The sequence below is a fragment of the Acinetobacter sp. TR11 genome (genome assembly GCF_027105035.1).
GTDB lineage: Bacteria > Pseudomonadota > Gammaproteobacteria > Pseudomonadales > Moraxellaceae > Acinetobacter.
Map to the genome: position 1 here is coordinate 1304176 of NZ_CP114256.1, position 18685 is coordinate 1322860.

At 36.8% G+C, this 18685-nt stretch carries 14 protein-coding genes and 1 tRNA gene; 10 read left to right on the forward strand and 5 right to left on the reverse strand.

The window, feature by feature from the left end; translation table 11 throughout:
* Positions 1 to 10 precede the first annotated feature (10 nt).
* Entirely contained in the window at positions 11 to 1222 is a 1212-nt protein-coding gene (locus O1450_RS06355) for an SfnB family sulfur acquisition oxidoreductase (RefSeq protein ID WP_269230122.1), read from the reverse strand.
* A 358-nt stretch (positions 1223 to 1580) separates the two neighbouring features.
* Between O1450_RS06355 and O1450_RS06360 the strand changes: the two genes are divergently transcribed.
* Both O1450_RS06360 and O1450_RS06365 read left to right on the forward strand, forming a co-directional pair.
* Positions 1581 to 2351, forward strand: a complete 771-nt coding sequence (locus O1450_RS06360) for a glutathione S-transferase family protein (RefSeq protein WP_269230123.1) — start codon at positions 1581 to 1583, stop codon at positions 2349 to 2351.
* 457 nt (positions 2352 to 2808) lie between these two features.
* Entirely contained in the window at positions 2809 to 3279 is a 471-nt protein-coding gene (locus O1450_RS06365) for an Lrp/AsnC family transcriptional regulator (protein WP_004911804.1), read from the forward strand.
* 42 nt (positions 3280 to 3321) lie between these two features.
* On the opposite strand, the gene O1450_RS06370 is transcribed toward O1450_RS06365, so the two are convergent.
* Positions 3322 to 4071, reverse strand: a complete 750-nt coding sequence (locus tag O1450_RS06370; protein ID WP_005054547.1) for a YebC/PmpR family DNA-binding transcriptional regulator — start codon at positions 4069 to 4071, stop codon at positions 3322 to 3324.
* 142 nt (positions 4072 to 4213) lie between these two features.
* Positions 4214 to 4759 (reverse strand): 1-acyl-sn-glycerol-3-phosphate acyltransferase, encoded by a 546-nt coding sequence (locus O1450_RS06375; RefSeq protein WP_269230124.1) that lies wholly within the window; start codon positions 4757 to 4759, stop codon positions 4214 to 4216.
* Positions 4760 to 5038: 279 nt separating this feature from the next.
* Here O1450_RS06375 and O1450_RS06380 point away from each other — a divergent pair.
* Positions 5039 to 5115 (forward strand) — tRNA-Ile (locus O1450_RS06380).
* Positions 5116 to 5213: 98 nt separating this feature from the next.
* Here the strand turns inward: O1450_RS06380 and O1450_RS06385 are convergent.
* The gene (locus O1450_RS06385; RefSeq protein WP_125269827.1) at positions 5214 to 6059 is read right to left on the reverse strand and encodes a hypothetical protein; all 846 of its coding nucleotides are present in this window, start codon (positions 6057 to 6059) and stop codon (positions 5214 to 5216) included.
* A 110-nt stretch (positions 6060 to 6169) separates the two neighbouring features.
* Here O1450_RS06385 and O1450_RS06390 point away from each other — a divergent pair, with 110 nt between their 5' ends.
* Both O1450_RS06390 and O1450_RS06395 read left to right on the forward strand, forming a co-directional pair.
* Positions 6170 to 6349, forward strand: coding sequence for a helix-turn-helix domain-containing protein (locus O1450_RS06390; RefSeq protein ID WP_269230125.1), 180 nt, complete (start codon positions 6170 to 6172; stop codon positions 6347 to 6349).
* 148 nt (positions 6350 to 6497) lie between these two features.
* Complete coding sequence (locus O1450_RS06395; RefSeq protein WP_269230126.1) at positions 6498 to 8663, forward strand: DUF3987 domain-containing protein; 2166 nt, start codon at positions 6498 to 6500, stop codon at positions 8661 to 8663.
* A gap of 186 nt (positions 8664 to 8849) precedes the next feature.
* Here O1450_RS06395 and O1450_RS06400 read toward each other — a convergent pair whose 3' ends face one another.
* Positions 8850 to 9176 carry a hypothetical protein gene (locus tag O1450_RS06400; protein ID WP_269230127.1) on the reverse strand — a complete coding sequence of 109 codons (327 nt, stop codon included), beginning with the start codon at positions 9174 to 9176 and terminating at the stop codon, positions 8850 to 8852.
* Positions 9177 to 9462: 286 nt separating this feature from the next.
* On the opposite strand from O1450_RS06400, the gene O1450_RS06405 reads away from it, so the two are divergent.
* The 5 genes from O1450_RS06405 to O1450_RS06425 all read left to right on the forward strand — a co-directional run bounded on the left by O1450_RS06405 (position 9463) and on the right by O1450_RS06425 (position 18676).
* Entirely contained in the window at positions 9463 to 9789 is a 327-nt protein-coding gene (locus O1450_RS06405; protein WP_269230128.1) for a helix-turn-helix domain-containing protein, read from the forward strand.
* Between the two features lie 64 nt (positions 9790 to 9853).
* Positions 9854 to 12058, forward strand: coding sequence for a type I restriction-modification system subunit M (locus O1450_RS06410; protein ID WP_269230129.1), 2205 nt, complete (start codon positions 9854 to 9856; stop codon positions 12056 to 12058).
* Entirely contained in the window at positions 12058 to 13221 is a 1164-nt protein-coding gene (locus O1450_RS06415; RefSeq protein WP_269230130.1) for a restriction endonuclease subunit S, read from the forward strand. Before O1450_RS06410 ends, O1450_RS06415 begins: the two co-directional genes overlap by 1 nt.
* A gap of 44 nt (positions 13222 to 13265) precedes the next feature.
* Positions 13266 to 16556: a type I restriction endonuclease subunit R gene (locus O1450_RS06420; protein ID WP_269230131.1), complete on the forward strand. Its 3291-nt coding sequence runs from the start codon at positions 13266 to 13268 to the stop codon at positions 16554 to 16556.
* 170 nt (positions 16557 to 16726) lie between these two features.
* Complete coding sequence (locus tag O1450_RS06425; protein ID WP_269230132.1) at positions 16727 to 18676, forward strand: hypothetical protein; 1950 nt, start codon at positions 16727 to 16729, stop codon at positions 18674 to 18676.
* Positions 18677 to 18685 lie beyond the last annotated feature (9 nt).

The window sequence follows — 18685 nt, forward strand, 5'->3', positions numbered from 1 at the left end:
GATTTACTCCTTAAATCCAAGCATGGCGAGCAGGGTATGTACCGTTGAGGTAATAGTCACCAATGGCATGGAATTTCCAACGCACAGGATCATGTAAGGTATGTACACGGGCATTACGCCAGTGTTGATCAAGATTATGTTGGCTCAGGCTGGCACGGCTGCCACCAAGTTCGAGTAATTTTTCTGAGATATGCAGGGCAGCGTCATTGGCATAGATCTTTGCTTCTGCCACTAAAATAGAGGCGCGAGCGGCTTGCTCGGCAGAAACCTCAGTGACTTGATCCAGTTCATCTAGATATTCGGCAGCATCGTCCAGTAATAAAATGGCAGCATCGAGCAGGATGTTGAGCTTGCCAACTTCTTGTAAGGTGTAGTGCTCTTCACTGGCTTTTTCTACACCTGCATCAATAATGGGACGTGCTTTACGAATGCTGGATAAGGTGTCGTCAAAAGCTGCTTCGGCAATGCCAACATCAATCGCGACTTGCAACAGTTGTGAATACGCACCACGCACATTTGGAGTGTCGGCAATAATGCGTTCATCAAAAAATAATGCAGGATCGGTGATGACGTTGTGTAGTTTTACTGTTCCACTGGCTGTGGTGCGTTGACCAAAGCCATTCCAGTCATTAATCACTTCAACACCAGCGGCATGTCGATCAACGATCGCCAATACCGTATAGCCATCTGGATGTAAGGCACGAATCGCTAACCAATCTGCAAAGCTGGTTCCAGTCGAGTAAAACTTTTCTCCATTTAAAAAGTATTGACCATTTTCCAAGCTTAAAGTGGTTTGAATGGCTTTGGTGTCTCTTGAGTTTTTCTCAGGCCCACCATTGGCAATGCGTTTACCTGCCAGAATTTCAGCGTAGATAAACTGCTTTTGTACATCTGAACCAGTGATATTCATAAAATTTAAAAGGCCGAATTGGTTTTGTGGAATTTGTCCCACATTCGCATCGCCTTTAGTTAAAATACGAAATACATGGACCAAGGTCTTATTGGAGACAAAAGCACCGCCATATTGTTTTGGAATACGAATACCGCCTAAGCCTTTTTGACTGAACTGAATAATTTGTTCGATGGGTAAAATACGATTTTGGTCTCGTTTATTTCGATCTTCTAATGCAAAGTCAGCAACTTGATAGGCAGCATTAATCGCCTGCTGATCATTTGAAATCAGTTGTACTTGAGTTCTAATGGCTGATGGTTTACTGGACATGTGAGTACCTCTAATAGCTAAGAAATACTTTATAAAAATTTTACTTTTCCATTAAACTAGTAGTTATGCCTTGTATATCACAATAATTCCTAAGCATTTTTTATGAGAAAAATAACAAAAAAATTCATATACAATCAAAATATAAAACAATAGTTTATGTAGATTTAAACTTTATTAATGAGTATGAAAAGCTCTTTTCTATGAAAGAAACGAATATTCTCACCACGAATATTCATAAAGAAACTTTGCCAAAATTAAAAATGATAGAGCAAAAAGGACATTGTATTGATTAGCTTTTACTTCTAAAGTAGAGCAAACCTTAGGTTTGATCGAGTAGAAAAATAAATTTGGAGAATTTATGCGGGTTTTATACCAATTTCCTTTGTCTCATTATTGTGAAAAAGCTCGCTGGTTGTTAGATCATAAGGAATTGGATTATGTGGCACATAATTTAATTCCTGGTTTTCACCGAGCATTTACCTATCTCAAATCTGGGCAATATCTATTGCCGATGTTGAAAGATGATAAACGCTGGGTTGCTGATTCAACACAAATCGCTTTATATCTTGATAGTACTTATCCTGAACATGCATTATTGAGACGTGATGAACAGTTACGCGAGCAAGCTCTAGAAATTGATAAATTATCGGGTGAGCTGGGTGTGCATGTCCGACGTTGGTCATTGGCGCAAGCGTTATCTGTTGGCGATCATCCACTTGAAATTATGATGGGTGAGCAAGGCTATTTACGCCAGTTTGAAAAAATTTCTAAACCAATTTTAAAGAGTTTAGTTTCTTCCAACTATAAGTTAAATCCTCAGAAAGTCGCAAAATCTAAATTGAGAATGACCGAGTTGATTACCGATCTCAATCAGCGCCTGATTGATAATCAAGGGCGTTATTTGGTTGGCGATCGTCTTGGTTTAGCAGATATAGCAGTTTGTTCAATTCTTGCGCCTTTACTCGTGATTAAAGGTACGCCGTGGGAATTGGAAAATGATGATATTGAACAATTCACGGGTGAATTGAAGGAATATCATGACTATCTATTAGATTTGCCAATTGGACAATATGTGCAACGTATTTATGCGACTGAACGTAATGCAAGGGTTGATTGGCGCGGTTTGTAAATCAAATTTTGAGTCGAAAAGCCCTGATGAATAAAATCGGGGCTTTTTTATGAGAAAGAAAATTGAAAAATTGTTGATAAATCAAAAAATAATTAGGGAATAAAATTAATAATTAAAAGAAAATTCGTTTTAAGCAGAAAATATTAGAAATTATTGCCAAATTTACTTTAAAAAAACTGAAAAGAGGGAAATAATTATAAAAAGGCTTTGCTATCTTATGTTTCAGGGTGTGATGGGGATCGAAACAAGTTGTTCACTATTGGGAGATGAGTTGAACAGTTGCTCAAAAGGTCTTGTTTCGGCTTTGAGACAAAGATAAACCAAAAGTTTATCGGAATCATGTTTGCGTTATCCGTGCAGCATCGTCAAAAGTTAAACGAATGTTTTCCCTTGACCCTTAAAAATTACTGAGTGAGCAGTTCCGATAGAAGCATAAATTCAGAGTGAGAACTGTAGAATGGAATTGGATCGTTTTGATAAACAAATTCTTGAAATTTTGACCCATGAAGATGTCAATCTAAATGAGCTTTCAGAGCGTATTAATCTCTCAGTGAGTTCGGTGCATCGCCGCATTAAAAACCTGATTGAATCCCAAGTAATGGGGCAGCTCAAACGAGAAATTAATTTTAATAAGCTCGGCTTTAGCTTACATATACTTTTACAGGTTTCTTTGAGTAAACATGACAGTGAAACCTTTGATAAGTTTTTAGAAGAAATTGAAGATATTCCAGAGGTGACCAATGCATTTCTAGTGACAGGGCAGAGCGCCGATTTTATTTTAGAGTTAGTTGCGAGAAATATGGATGATTATAGTGAAATCTTACTACGCCGTATTGGTAAGATTGACAGCGTGGTGGCTCTACATTCAAGTTTTGTGATTAAAGAATATAATGTATTTAACTGCTATAAACTTTTAAATAAGCTATAAAAAATGCATCTAAAAAGATGCATTTTTACTGATCTGAATGAATTAAGCATCAAGTTGAGCTAAAACTTCTTCAGTAAACTCCACGTTTGTATAAACGTTTTGAACATCATCAAGATCTTCGAGCATATCAATCATTTTCATGATTTGTTTAGCTTGATCAATATCATTGATTTCAGCTTTAGTCGATGGGCTCATCACAACTTCAGCATTATCAGATTTTAAACCTGCTGCGGTAAGTGCATCTTGAACATCACCAAAGCTTTCTGGGCTAGTAATGACTAAGATACTATCTTCATCGATCTCGATGTCATCAGCACCTGCCTCTAAAGCGACTTCCATGATTTTGTCTTCTAAAGAGACATCTTCAAAAGAAATTTCACCACGTTTTGTGAACAGGTAAGCCACCGAACCGTTGGTTCCCAAGTTACCATTGGTTTTAGAAAAACAATGGCGAACATCTGGAACAGTACGGTTTAAGTTATCTGTCATGGTTTCAACGATAACCGCAACACCACCCACACCATAACCTTCATAGGTTACTTCTTTTAAATCATCGTTATCATCACCGCCAGCACCACGTTGAATTGCACGATTAATCGTGTCACGTGTCATATTTACTGAAAGTGCTTTTTCAACAACAGCACGTAAACGAGGGTTACTCGCCGCATCTGGGCCGCCCAATCTAGAAGCGGTTACGATTTCACGGATATATTTGGTAAAAACTTTACCGCGACTTGCATCTTGTTTAGCTTTACGATGCTTAATATTGGCCCATTTAGAATGACCCGCCATGGAAGTAACTCCAAAAAATTAAAACTCAAAAAAGTGCGTGAATATTAGCATAGCGATAGTTTTCTTGAAAACTGCCATAGCTCATATTCAAAATTTAAAATTTTGATTAAGCATCAAAAAATGATCATATAGTTCAGACGATTTAGTTAATTTTTACATCAATATCATATTCGGCATATAGTGCTTTGATTTTTTCTAAATCCTGTTGCAGATCAGTAGGGTAAATTTTACCTAAAATGCCGCCTTGTTTGGTTCTGGCATTTGCATACATCAAGATGATGGGAACATTCGCTGCTTTTGCTATATGCCAGAAGCCTGTACGAATTGGTTTGCGTGCTTCACCATCTTTAGCGCGTGTGGCTTCGGGTGCAATCACCAGATTAAAATGGTCATTTTGATTAAATAGATCAACCATTTGAGTCACGATATCTTTATTTGCTTTACGATCGACAGGAATACCACCAAGTTTTTCTAAAATAGGCTTGAGAGGACCTTTGAATAGTTCTTTTTTTATCAGTGTATGTATTTTTAATTCTAAAATTTCAAATAAAGCCAGAGAAAGGATGGTATCTAGGTTTGAGGTATGCTCAAATCCAATAATGACTTGTTTTTTTTCTAAAATGGTTGGATCAACCTTGTATTCCCAACCTGTTGCTTTAAAAATAGATTTTCCTAAAATTTTTCTCATGTTTATCATCGTAGGTTTTGAGTCGCAGCAGTGTAATACGACTTTTCAGGAAAATACATATCCGAAAATACCATATCAAAATAAATTTAGATGTCTTATTAATGATCAAAATAGTGCTATATGATCTTTACTCAAGCCGTAAAGATCATATAGAATCAGCTCAGTTTATGATTTTTAACATTATTTTAGTAATTTGATAAAATCATCTGCTTGTAATTTAAGTTAAATTTAACTAAGATCTAGTCGCATTTTTCATATCGAGTATATGATCAAAGTTTAGGGCCTATAGCTCAGTTGGTTAGAGCAGCGGACTCATAATCCGTTGGTCGACAGTTCAAGTCTGTCTGGGCCCACCATATAAAACAACCACTTACGTGTACTAATCGTAAGTGGTTTTTTGTTTTATGAATTTAGTAAGCACATGGTAAGCAAAATATATCAACTATTATGACTATTATGGGTAGCTGATATTATCCTCAAGAAAAATGTAAGTATTAGGATTTTTATAAGAATCACCATCTAAACGAAAAGTATCAAATTTTTCTGTGAGGGGTTGATATCTTTTTGGATTCAGATTTATCTCTTTTAGTATGCGTGATAGTGTCTGCTGTTGATTTAAATTGGATTCGATAGTAAAGCTACTTGATACAGAATCTTCTGGTTGAAGAAGGTGAAGTCGCATTAATTTTAATAAAAAATATCCGATTGTGCCAAATTGGTTCAAAATGTGATTGGTATTTCTAGAGAAGTAAAAATAAATTTTTTCTACCTCTTTGGGATCGATTTTAAATTTAGCTTGGTAATACCTATAAATAATACAACTATAAAATTCTAGCAAATTTTCAAATTTTGAAAAATCATTTCCGTCTGTATAAGTAAAATTGAATAAACAAGTTACTTCATTACTTTCTAAAAGTTGTCTAGAGTTTTCACTTAATTGAGAATAAAAAAATCGTAAATCAAGTTTGCCAGTAGGTAGAGCTTTTAAAAAGTTCCAAATCGGGTGGTTAAAGTATATTGAAGAGCATGGAATTTTATTGTCGACCAAGGCTAGGCTTTCACTGTTTGGACTGTTTGAGCCAATCGAATATTTGTACCAAATATTTGAGTCCTCTTGATCAAAAAAAACTTCTAAACTTTTTAGACTTGCTTTATTAGATTTTTTTTCGTTCTGTGATGGAGTGACATTTCGTTTTTGATATGTTTGGAAAACTTGAACGGCTACATATTCAAACCAGACTAATGTTTTCAAGATATCAATTACTGTCTTCTGTGGGCGCCCACTTTTTTTTAAATTCATTTAATGCTTTGTTTGTCAAGTGTCAAGAAATTAACATATATCTGTACACTAATAAAAACAATAGAAATCAACTAAAAAATACTTAATTCAATTGAACAGGATGCTTCATCATGAAGCAAGAAAGCTTATTACTAACAACAACTGAAGCGGCTAAGCTTCTTGGCATGCAACCCCAAACCCTTCGTAAATGGGCTATCTATGAAAATGGACCGATAGTTCCAAAAAGGCATGGTCGTTTGTTACGTTGGAATCGGAATGAAATTTTGAAATTTGCTGGAGAAATTGAATAGTTTTCTCCTGAAAAGCAGGATTTTTTTGAAATTAATTCCCTAGCATAGATCCCTCCTTAAAAATTCAATATGAAGTTTTCTGCTTGTTAATTCTATAAGTGGAGTGGAGGGGTTTTGCTTTAATTTAAGGTTGAATAGGTAGTATAGAATGCTTAAAGATAATTCTAAAAAAATTGAAGTTATTGTTAATCAAAGCGAATGTGATGATCGTGTCTTCTGTGTTGAAGGTACTGCCTCTTTGGTTGTTAACACTGATCCGGTGACGGGAGTCAAAACTGAATATTTTTCTTTAGATGAATTTTCTAGAGATTGTCTTGATTTAATAAAATTTGTTGTTAAACAAGAGTGCTATATTTATTCAAAACATCCTTTTCATGATTGTGCGGGTTGTATTGTCTTACCTTTAGTTAATCCTAAAAAATTGATAGAAGTAACTGGTTATCAGATTTTTGGAAACATTCGTCAATATGATATGGAACAAGAACCCTATCAAATTATAGATTCCCAAAAAGTATCTTTTTCAATTGGAAAGGGTGTGGTTGCTGCAAATATTAATAATAAACGTATGAATCATGTCATAAGTACTGATGACCTAAACTTATTTCTCCAAATTGCGAAGGCTAGTGAACCAATTGTATTTCATGAAAATATTGATATGGCTTATCAAATTGCAAATGAGGGTATTCCTGAATCGATATTCCGTATTATGGTGGGTATCAATGAGCCTATGCATAACCAAGATCTTTTTATAAAACTGGATGCCAGCTTTAAGGTGCTTTCAAGGGGTGATATCAATAAATTGCTTATTGAAAAGGTTAATTATCTTAAACAGACAATTGAAGCTGATACATTTAAACATGGTTCAGTGAAGGACTTAACAAAGCAGCATCGAGTTTATTGGGGTGACTTAATCCCATTGGTACAGGCAGATGCATCTATCACACAGCCCTACCCAATACATGCACTACCCCCATTGGCGAGAGGAGCTATGTACGCTATTGCTGAGCATGTACAAGCCCCCATTGGCATGGCTGCCCAATGTGTCATCGGTGCAATGTCACACATTGCACAAGGATATGTTAATGCACCTCATCCATTCGATGAGCATGGTGAACCCTGTAGTTTATATTTACTAACTGAGGGGCAAAGCGGAAGCCGAAAAAGTACCAGCAGAAGCTTGGCAGATAAAGCTATTATCGAACATGAACGCAGACTATATGAGCAATATTGCCAAGAGCTTAATCAATGGAAAGCCAATCTAGCCGGATTAGATAAAAAAGAGAAAAGCGAATTTTTAATAACTAATCCAGCACCATCGGATCCCATTACACGGTTCAGTGATATCACATTAGAATCGTTGATGGGGCTATACGTGGATGGTGTTATTAAAAATGCCTCAGTTGCAAGTGATGAAGCAGGGCAGTTTTTTGGCGGTTATACGATGAAGTCAGATACGCGTAATCAGGCAATTGGTGGGTTTGCCAAGCTTTTTGACGATGGTACGGTAGATCGGATACGCTCAAAGTCTAACCTCAATGGTAGTGGTAGAGCGTATGACGTTCGGTTAACTTTCAACTTACAAGGTCAGCACGAGGTTTTAGCAGATGCACTAAAGGATCCAGTATTAAGAGGACAGGGCTTTTTACCTCGATTTATTCTGACTATTCCTGATAATTTAGCAGGCACACGTTTACAGGATGAAACATACCAAGCCAATAATGCGAACCTAGACTATAGGCTGATTGCTTATTGGGCAAGGTGTACTTATTTGCTGGAAGACTGTCCTCTACCTCGTACAGCAGAACAACCAACAGGTGGGCGTTATGTCATTCCCATGAATAAAGAAGCCCAGTGTTTAGATAGAGATTTTTATAATGAGGTTGAACGTTTACAAGCCAAAGGTCAGCGCTATGAATATTTACAGGCCTTTGCCAGTCGAGCCAGTCAATTGGCACGCCGTATGGCGACTGTATTTGCATTCTTTGAGGGATTGACTGAGATAGACCGTAAAACATTATCAGGTGTATGTGAGGTTATCCGTCACTCATTAGGTGAATGGGAGAGATATGCAGAGATTGAACGGGCTAAAGAAAGTGAAGCTGAAAAACTCTTTAAAAATATTTTAGCTAAATGCATCAAAGCTAAAACAAGTCGCATCTTAAAAACTTTAGCCTTAAAAGGTGCACCATCAAAGTTGCGAAAAGTGAACCAGTTTGATTCATGTTTGAATGAGTTAATTGATTTTAATTATGTTCGATTGGTGACTATTAACCGATCGACTTACATTGAGTTAAACCCATTATTGCTAAAATAATCGCGATTTTGTGATTTTTGCTTGTAACCTTTATATAGTGCTGTCTTTTATATCGCAAAGGGATTGCGAAACTATGGTTTAAATTGCGACAGGCATAGTAAATCGCAATACAATACAAAGATATTGCGAAGCAAAAAGCCTTGCAGTGCAAGGCTTGCAGAGGTAATCGCAGAATCTCAGTTATCTCTAATCAATAAATGACATAATTGATAATTTAACTTTAGCGTTAAATTGAAAAATTATTTCTTCATAAACTTTCTGAAAATTGGATAACTTTGAAGGCCTAAACCCATATGCTTCAAAATATTGATTATCCGTGAAGTATGCAACCGCCTCATAAGTATTAAGATGTTGAGCTACGTCTAGCTGACTACAAAATATTGGATTAAACTGAAGTTGTAGCCCCGTAGTTTTAATAATCTTTGTAGCTATGATTTTAGAAATTTGACGTACATTCAAATTTCGAATTGCTGGATGAATAGTAATAGGGATGTGGCCTGGTGAATTGCTCATAATAGACTCCAAGATAAATTTACTTCAATGGTCTGTTATGAAAGAATGCAAAGGTAAAACGTCGAAATTTTACATCTTTCATTTCAGCGATTTGATATGAAAAGCATGAGTGTTTTATTGTCGAGATAAGACACTCATGCACATACACTATTCTTCATATTAAATTTCCTCTTTTAAATTCTTTTGATGATGTCTTTTTGTCGAAATAGACAATAAAATGCTGTCATGTATATATATGAAAACTTGTCGATATAGTCAAGTATTTATTGTCGATTTATGGTGTTTTATGTTGATTGAGATGGATTCTGAGCTGTTTTGTGCACGGCTTAAAGAAATAAGAACACAAAGAAAAATGACGCAGCAGGATATTTCTGACAAAACAGGTATTCCTTCAACATCTATTTCACATATCGAAGCTGGCTCTCGAAAGCCATCTTTAGAGAATTTTTACAAGCTTGTGGTTGTTTTGAATGTGTCTGCTGATTATTTATTAGGGCGTACAGAGCATTCTTCAGATCTGGGCACTGATCCTATTTCAAAATCTATTCAAGAGTTACCAGAGTCTGAAAGAGAGATAATTCAGAAATTCATCTTGTCTTTGCAAAAGGCATAACTGGAAAAAATAAATGCTCAAAGAAAATGAGCAAATCAGATATATAAATTGATGTGGAAAAATTATGAACCTTAATGAACTAAAACAGTTAGAAGGTCAACTTTGGTCGGCAGCGGATAATCTACGTGCAAATACAGACTTAAAACCGAATGAGTATTCAACACCTGTACTTGGTCTAATTTTCTTAAAATTCGCAGATAACAAATACGGCGCTGCTGAAGAAGCGATTTTAAAAGAGTTTAATGAACTTAAAGGGACACGCCGTGAAAAGCCTCTGGCTGAAATTGCGATTAAACATTGTGGTTTCTATTTGCCGGATAATGCCCGTTATAACTACTTACTCGAACTTCCTGAAAGTGAAGATTTAGCATCAAAAATCAAAGAAGCGATGCAGGCGATTGAAGATCATCAAGGTCAAGAAGATTTTAAAGATGTCTTGCCTAAAAACGATTATCAGGCATTTAATCGCTTAGCTCAAAGTAAACAGGCTTTAAAAGCTTTGGTTCGTAGTTTTTCAAATATTCCTTTTGATGCTTCAGGGGATGTGTTTGGTAAGATTTACGAATACTTCTTAGGTAAGTTTGCTTTGTCTGAAGGTCAAAAAGGTGGTGAATTCTTTACACCAACTTCAGTTGTTCGATTGATGGTTGAAATGATCGAACCGTATAACGGCTCTGTATATGATCCTGCCTGTGGTTCGGGTGGTATGTTTGTTCAGTCTTTACAATTTGTAGAGCGCCGTAAAGAGCTGAGCAAAAAGCTAGGTGAAGCTGAGACAAACAATAGCTTATTTGTCTACGGTCAAGAAAAGACACTAGATACTGGCAAACTTGCCAAAATGAACTTGTTCGTGAATGGCCTTAAAGGCGATATTCGCCAAGCAAACTCTTATGCAGAAGATCCGTTTAAAGGGTTTGAGAAGTTTGACTACATCATGGCGAATCCACCATTTAACGTGGATGACGTAGCACTTGCGACAGTTGAAAAAGATCCTCGTTTTAATACCTATGGGTTACCACGTAATAAGACTAAAACTAAAAAAGCAGATGATAATGCTAAGGCTGAAACAGTGCCTAATGCCAACTATCTTTGGATTAACTTATTTGCCACTTCACTAAAGAATGCAGAACAAGCGAAGCTATCTAATAGTGGTCGTGCAGCGTTAGTTATGCCTAACTCAGCTTCAGATGCACGTAATTCAGAAGCTGATGTACGTCAGACATTGATCGAGAATAATTTGATTTATGGCATGCTGACTTTGCCTTCAAATATGTTCTATACCGTAACACTGCCTGCAACCTTGTGGTTCTTTGATAAAAATAAAACAGATGACAAGATTTTGTTTATTGATGCCCGCAACATCTTTAGACAGATTGACCGTGCACACCGTGATTTTACCGATGAGCAGATCCTGAATATTGCCATGATTAGTAAGCTACATAAGGGGCGTAATCATGAATATATTAGTTTGGTGGATGATTACTTTAGACAAGGTATGGCAAAGCTTGAAGCTACTGTGCCACACGTAGAGCCGAGCTTTAAGAAGCTTAAAGAAGCTTTAAAAGATGATGCGGCCATTGTTCAAAGTGTTGATACGCTAAATACACATTGGCATGCGCTTAAACCACTTCAAGAAAGCTTTGATGCTTATGTGAAAACTTTCCCTCAAGTGGTCACAAAGGATTTAGTGAACCAATTGAATGAAGCTCAAAAAACATTAAGAGCTAGTTTTACGCCGTTCTTTAAAGCCATTGCTGATGAAGCCAAAATTTTAGACAAAGCCATTCGTGAAAAAGAAAAAGCACATAATGAGTTAGTTAAACAGACTCGTGCTGAAGTCGCTGAAGCGAAAGCAAATGACAATAAAGATCTGCTTAAAGTGAAGGATGCGAAGCTTAAAGAATTAAATGCTTTATCCGCAGATATTAAAGAAGTCAAAGCATTGCTTGCCGATATTAAAGCTGACCGTAGTGAAGCTGAGTATTTCTTTAATCATATTTCATGGTTACAAGAGCGTTTCCCAAATGCGGAATATGAAGATGTAACGGGGCTTTGTAAGTTAGCAACGCCTGAAGAGGTAAAAGAGCAAGATTATTCTTTAAATGCTGGACGTTATGTTGGAGTTGTTATTGAAGAGGATGGTAAAACACAAGAAGAATTTATTGAAGGATTGTTGAACCTTAATGATGAATTCCTAAATCTTTCAACCACAGCAAAAGACATTGAAAACGTAATTGCTCAAAATTTTAAAAATATCGTGGAGGCGTAATGGACGGTTTTAATGAAACAACATTAGGACAAATTCTTACGTTTCAGCGTGGATTCGATATAACAAAAAAAGAGCAAACTTTGGGTGAAGTACCAATCGTGTCTTCATCGGGTATATCTAGTTATCACAATGAGTTTAAGGTTAAAGCTCCAGGGGTGGTTATTGGTCGAAAAGGTACATTAGGTACGGTGCACTTTATTAGTCAAAATTTCTGGCCACACGATACAACTTTATGGGTAAAAGACTTCAAAGATAATGATCCTAAATTTACTTATTATTTTTTGCAGACGTTACATTTAGAAAAATTTGATACTGGATCCTCTAATCCAACCTTAAATAGAAATCATGCCCATAAGATTAAAGTGTTATTTCCTAATATTTGTATTCAAAAGAAAATCGCAGCTATTCTTTCGGCTTACGATGACCTTATTGAAAACAATAAAAAACGTATCCAAATTTTAGAAGATATGGCTCAAGAGCTGTATAAAGAATGGTTTGTACGTTTTCGTTTTCCAGATTGGGAAAATACAGAGTTTGAGAAAGGGGTTCCTAAAGGTTGGGATGTTGTTGAACTAAAAGATATTGCTGTTGAATGTTCAAAATCGACGAAAGCTGGTGAGCATCTAGAAAATAGATATTATTTGCCTTTAGATGTAATGTCCACAAAAGCTTTTTTACCTGATGACCATTATGATTATCAAGAAGCTCAAAGTAGTTTGGTTACTTTTGAGAAAGGTGAAATCATATTTGGAGCGATGCGTCCATATCAACATAAGGTGAATATCGCTCCATTTAATGGAATTACACGTACAACATGTTTTGTAATTAAGCCAAAGAATGAGTACGTATTTTCATTCCTATATTTACTACTCTTTCAAAAAACTACAATAGATTATGCAATGTTAATTAGTAACGGAGCAGATAGACCCTATGCAGTTTGGAATAGAGCATTTGAACGTTTAAATTTATTATTGCCAACAGAAGATTTGCTCTTGTCATTTAATAATCTTATTAAACCTATGTTGGATAAAATTTTAAGTTTCTACTTTATTAATAGAAATTTAGAGGAAACTAAAAATGAGTTATTGCCTCGATTGATTTCAGGAAAGATTTCAGTTGAAGACTTAGATATTCAGTTTCCACCATCAATGCAAGAACAGTAAGTTATAAAAAATAGACGTATTTAGAGGGATATAGGGGATTAATTGTGACAAAAGTAACACGTAATTTCATAAGTGAAGACGACATTGAACAAGCAACAATTGCATTTTTAAACACTGAATTTGATTATCAGCATCTCAATTGCTATACCGCAGATTCAAGTGATTTAAATGATGGTTCAGGTCGTACAGACAAAAAAGATGTCATTCTAAAAGATCGTGTTATTGCCAAATGCGTGCAATTAAATCCCCAAGTCCCTTTAGATGTCATTGAAACAGCTGTTTCTAAATTGATGGATCGCCGTGGTTCAATGTCGGCAATTAAAGCCAATATGGAACTATATACAGCGATTCGTGATGGTGCATCGATTACTTACGAAGATGCCCACGGCGAAAAACATGAAAATGTCCCTTTAAAACTGATTGATTTTGAAAACCCTGAAAATAACGAATTTTTGGTGGTGTCTCAGTTATGGATTCAATCTACAGGACGTACACCTCATTGTGCTTATCGCCGTCCTGATCTCATTTTATATGTAAATGGTTTACCACTCGTATTTATTGAGCTGAAAAACTCCAATGTAAAGCTCAAGAATGCCTTTGATGACAATTTAAAAAATTATAAAAATGACATTCCACAACTGTTTTTAACCAATGCTTTTTGTGTGCTATCCAATGCAACAGATACCAAGCTCGGAAGTTTTACGGCTGAGTGGGAGCATTTCTTTAACTGGTTGCGTATAGATCAAGAAAAAGAAAAGGTCAACAAAGAAGAAATTGAGGGACAAGGCACAAGTATTGAGTACTTGTTACGAGGTCTTTGCCGTCCTGAAAGACTATTAGACTATATTGAAAACTTTATCTTATTCCAAAATGAAAAACATAAAATTATCGCTCAGAACCATCAGTTCTTAGGAGTGAATCATGCCTTTAAAAAATTTTTAAAGCGTGATGAGTTACAAGGTCGTCTTGGTGTGTTTTGGCATACTCAAGGCTCTGGTAAAAGTTTCTCGATGATTTTTTATGTCAGAAAGATTTATCGTAAAGTCACAGGTAATTTTAGCTTTGTGGTGATTACGGATCGTGAAGACTTGGATTCACAGATTTATAAAAACTTTATACAGACCAAAGCAGTTTTAGAAAAAGAAGCAGCACAACCGAAAAACAGTACCCATCTTCGCACCTTACTCAGTCAAAATACCAAAATTGTATTTACCCTAATTCAAAAGTTCAGATACGAGAAAGGTCAAGAGTATCCACAGCTATTCAATCCTGCTGAGCGGGAAGTGATTGTCATTGTCGATGAAGCGCATCGTACACAATATGAATCTCTTGCCGAGAACATGCGTAAAGGTTTAGACGGCGCACATTTTCTTGCTTTTACGGGTACACCGATCCTTAAACAGAAAAAGACCAAGCAATGGTTTGGTGAGTATGTTTCGGAATATACCTTCCAACAGGCAATTGAAGATAAAGCAACGCTGCCACTGTTCTATGAAAAACGAGTTCCAGAAGTATTACTTCAAAATGATGATCTGAATGAAGAGCTCGCTGAAATTTTAGAAGATGAAGAGTTAAACGAAGCACAAAAAGAAAAGCTTGAGCGGAAGTATTCTACGGAACTTGAAGTTATTAAACGAGATGATCGTCTAGATCGTATTGCCCAAGATATTGTCTACCATTTCCCACGCCGTGGATATTTGGGTAAGGGTATGATGGTCGCCGTAGATCAGTTTACGGCTGTACGAATGTATGAAAAAGTTTCAAAACTTTGGAAAGAAGAGCTTAAACATTTACAAACACGTATTCATAACTCTAAAAATGATGTTGAAAAACATCGTTTAAAGCAACGCCAAAAGTATATGAGCACGGTGCAAATGGCGGTGGTCATTAGTGATCCGAGTGCAGAAAAAGAACGCTTTGATAAACAAGGTCTAGATATTCAGACACATATTGACCGCCTGAGTAAAGTTGATACGAATGGGGCTGATATTGAGGATAACTTTAAAGATCCAGCGCATCCGCTACAACTTGTTTTCGTCTGTGCAATGTGGCTGACAGGTTTTGATGCGCCAACGGTATCTACGCTGTACTTAGACAAGCCAATGAAAGGTCATACCTTGATGCAAACCATTGCTCGTGCCAACCGAGTAACGTCATATCGTATTCAGAATACCGACGGCGAGTTTGTAGAGAAAAGAAATGGTGAAGTTATTGATTACTACAACGTATTTAGGAATCTAAAAACAGCTTTAAAAGATTACGGCCAAGGCACTGGTGAAGATGGAGAAACAGATGCGCCCGTCCAGGATAAAACCGTACTTTTCGATATGCTGGATGAAGCGATTACGAAGACCCTAGAATATTGTGAGTCTAAGGATATTGATCTAAACAAAATCTTAGAAACTCGTAATGAGAATGGCGGTACGTTTAAAGAGAATACTTTATTTGGTGAATATGCCGATCGGTTACTAGAAAAAGATGAATATCGAAAAACATTCAATGTTCACTTTAATACCGTTGCTGCCTTATATGAGGCATGTAAGCCTAATATCTTAGCTAAGCCACGCCCGATAGTATCTGTAATTCAATTTTTACATGGATTTATTGAAGCCACCATTGAACAGCAGGATCTGGAAACAGCAGGTGTAGCAGTTGTGGATCTCTTAGATCGAAGTGTGATTATAGATGCAGATACAGCGAAGTCGGTTAAGGATTTTAAGCAAAGCTATAGTTTGATCCATGGTCAAAAATGGGATTTAAGCACGGTTGATTTTGAAAAGCTAAAAGAACAATTTAAAGAAACCAAACACAAGAACATTGCTATTGCAGATATGCGAGCATTTCTTGAAAAGAAAATCATTCAAATGCTGAAGCAAAATGGTGGACGTATTAATTTCGCTGAACGTTATCAGCAAATGATAGATCGTTATAACTCTGGTGCCACGGCGACTGAACAACTGTTTGAAGAAATTCAAAAGTTCACAAAAGGGTTGCAGGAAGAAGACCAACGTCATATCAGAGAAGGTCTGACTGAAGATGAGTTAGAAATCTATGATCTGCTCTTAAAAGACAAACTCACCAAAGATGAGCAACAGCAGGTCAAGTTAGCAGCGAGAGATTTGATTACAGCACTTTTGAATACAACACCTAAAGTTTTGGTTCAGGATTGGTGGAAGGATGGGCAGACCCAAGCATTAGTTAAAGATGAAATTGAAAAGGTATTGGATAAAGACTTACCAGTCAGCTATGACGTGACACAATTTCAGGAAAAAGTTTCAACAGTTTTTGAGCTAGTTAAAAATTTAGCTATGAATGATGATAAATGGGTGAGTTAAAAGGAATTATAAGATGAATCTTAAAGAGGATATGGATTTAGTAAATCAGCCTTTTGAGAAGGTGCTACTTATATAGAATTTGGTGAGATAGATCGTAGATACACATGATATTACTCATAATTAAATATTGAGCAGTGTAAAAGTTAAATAGCATACATAGATAGAGCTTTATGAAAAAAAACGAAGAGTCACTAGATATCGCAGGGCAGAGTATTTCTTATTTTCAGGGTGCATGGAACCAAGTACAGGGTGATGCTTTAAACCAAGCTTTGAATGAGTATAGTAAAGGGATAAAAGATGCCATCTCTCAAAAAAATGGAGGATTTACTAGCCAAACAATTGATGTTCAGCAAGGATTTGCAGCAGAAGCTCATCATGCAGGCTCATTTAATATCGAAGCCGCAGCTAAGGGACATAATAATCATCGGGCTACACTAGATGTTGGAATGCATAACGATCCTGTTGCAGATATCCATGTTGTAACGCCGGATGGTACAACCAAACATCAAGTGAAATTTTATAAAGATGGTGAAAAGACGGCAGGTGCTCTATCACCAGAAAAATATGATGGTGTTGGTAAAATTGTACCAAAAGATCAGGTTGACTCTGTAAAAGCGGCGTCACGTAAACAGGCACTGAGAAATAAAGAAATACGTCCTGAAGTATCTAAGAGTTATCAGGATACTGCTGATAATGCGACAGATAAACTAACATCGAGTGATGGTAAAGTGTCCAGCACAGGTCTGAACCGAAAGGGTGAAGGTAGTGCTGAAGAATTGGTACAGGAAACTAAAAAAAATCAAGAAGGGCCTGAATACAAAGATAAGCAGCGAGTACGTTCTGAGTTTAACACAATGCAATATCGTAATGCAGCAAAGGCAGGGGCGATTGGTGGTGCTGTTAGTGAATCAGCAACGATCTTGCTAGAAGTTTTGCGTAGCGATGATCCTTTAACGATGGATCAATGTATGCAGATAGCACAGCGTATTGTAGCTAGCTCAGTCAAAGGGGCTGGTAATGCATTGTTGGTCACTAGTATTCAGCATGCAGGCCAAGCCATGGTTGATGCGGCAACTCAGCAAACGGGTAAGGCGATAGGGCAAACAATCGGTAAGCAACTTGTTAAAGGCAACGTTGCAGCCGCCGTCGCCCAAATTACATTTCAGCTAGCTCAAAACATCTATAAGTTTTCAAAAGGTGAAATTGACAATCTTCAATTTGCTTCATCCACGATTGGGGGGGCTGTACAGGTTGTTGGTAGTAGTTTGGCATTTAGCTTAGGAGTGGGTGCGAGCTCTTACCTTGGTGCTGTTATACCAGCAGCAATATCTGGTTATGCAATTGGGGGAACGACTTTAGGTGCATTAGGTGTAATGGCATGTGGAACTGTATTTGCGATTGGCTTTGCTGTTGCAGCTGGGGCATATGTTAATCATTTCTCATCTAAGGGGGTTGCGATTGCCAATACTGAACTGAAATCTGCGCTTGAATTGCTAAATGGTGGACAAATCGATCTCACCACTTATGTAGGTAAAGTTGGCAAGCTGTCAGAGTTGACTTTTAATTGGAGTGACATGCTACCACTGAGTGGTGCAATTTCTGTAATTTCAGAGTATGGGGTTCGTAAGAATCAATTGCGAGCTGTTCAAAGTAATATATATGCCCAGCTTAAGGCTTTGCCTGAACAAGAACGAGAAATGATGCAAGAGTTAGCTCTGCAGTATGAGAAGGCGATTACGACCATCGACTTACAGTATGAAGCGGCTAGAGCAAGCATAACAGAGCAAGCATTTGATCAATTTGATGCCATGAGTAAAGACCTTAATCAACATCTTGAAATGCAATATTTAATGTTCACATCTGTACGTAAGACTTATATCGAGCATACAGAGCTAATGGATATTGAGCGACGTAAGCAACAACAAGATCAACAACGTTCCGAAGCTTTTGCAGATGAACTTGAAGAGCTGCAGAAGAAAATAAAAGATTTGGCCATCTCGGATCAAATCGATGTCACTATCCAGAAAACAATGCAACAAACGATTCTCACACGTATGGGAATACTTATTCCCCATAGAACTGGCTGGGATCAAGCCTGTGAATTTTTAGAAATGCAGTAAGGGGGGATT

Bases quoted from the DNA above. Each gene is read 5' to 3' on its own strand.
- O1450_RS06355 (WP_269230122.1), bottom strand. From the start codon at position 1,222: ATGTCCAGTAAACCATCAGCCATTAGAACTCAAGTACAACTGATTTCA.
- O1450_RS06360 (WP_269230123.1), top strand. From the start codon at position 1,581: ATGCGGGTTTTATACCAATTTCCTTTGTCTCATTATTGTGAAAAAGCT.
- O1450_RS06365 (WP_004911804.1), top strand. From the start codon at position 2,809: ATGGAATTGGATCGTTTTGATAAACAAATTCTTGAAATTTTGACCCAT.
- O1450_RS06370 (WP_005054547.1), bottom strand. From the start codon at position 4,071: ATGGCGGGTCATTCTAAATGGGCCAATATTAAGCATCGTAAAGCTAAA.
- O1450_RS06375 (WP_269230124.1), bottom strand. From the start codon at position 4,759: ATGAGAAAAATTTTAGGAAAATCTATTTTTAAAGCAACAGGTTGGGAA.
- O1450_RS06385 (WP_125269827.1), bottom strand. From the start codon at position 6,059: ATGAATTTAAAAAAAAGTGGGCGCCCACAGAAGACAGTAATTGATATC.
- O1450_RS06390 (WP_269230125.1), top strand. From the start codon at position 6,170: ATGAAGCAAGAAAGCTTATTACTAACAACAACTGAAGCGGCTAAGCTT.
- O1450_RS06395 (WP_269230126.1), top strand. From the start codon at position 6,498: ATGCTTAAAGATAATTCTAAAAAAATTGAAGTTATTGTTAATCAAAGC.
- O1450_RS06400 (WP_269230127.1), bottom strand. From the start codon at position 9,176: ATGAGCAATTCACCAGGCCACATCCCTATTACTATTCATCCAGCAATT.
- O1450_RS06405 (WP_269230128.1), top strand. From the start codon at position 9,463: ATGTTGATTGAGATGGATTCTGAGCTGTTTTGTGCACGGCTTAAAGAA.
- O1450_RS06410 (WP_269230129.1), top strand. From the start codon at position 9,854: ATGAACCTTAATGAACTAAAACAGTTAGAAGGTCAACTTTGGTCGGCA.
- O1450_RS06415 (WP_269230130.1), top strand. From the start codon at position 12,058: ATGGACGGTTTTAATGAAACAACATTAGGACAAATTCTTACGTTTCAG.
- O1450_RS06425 (WP_269230132.1), top strand. From the start codon at position 16,727: ATGAAAAAAAACGAAGAGTCACTAGATATCGCAGGGCAGAGTATTTCT.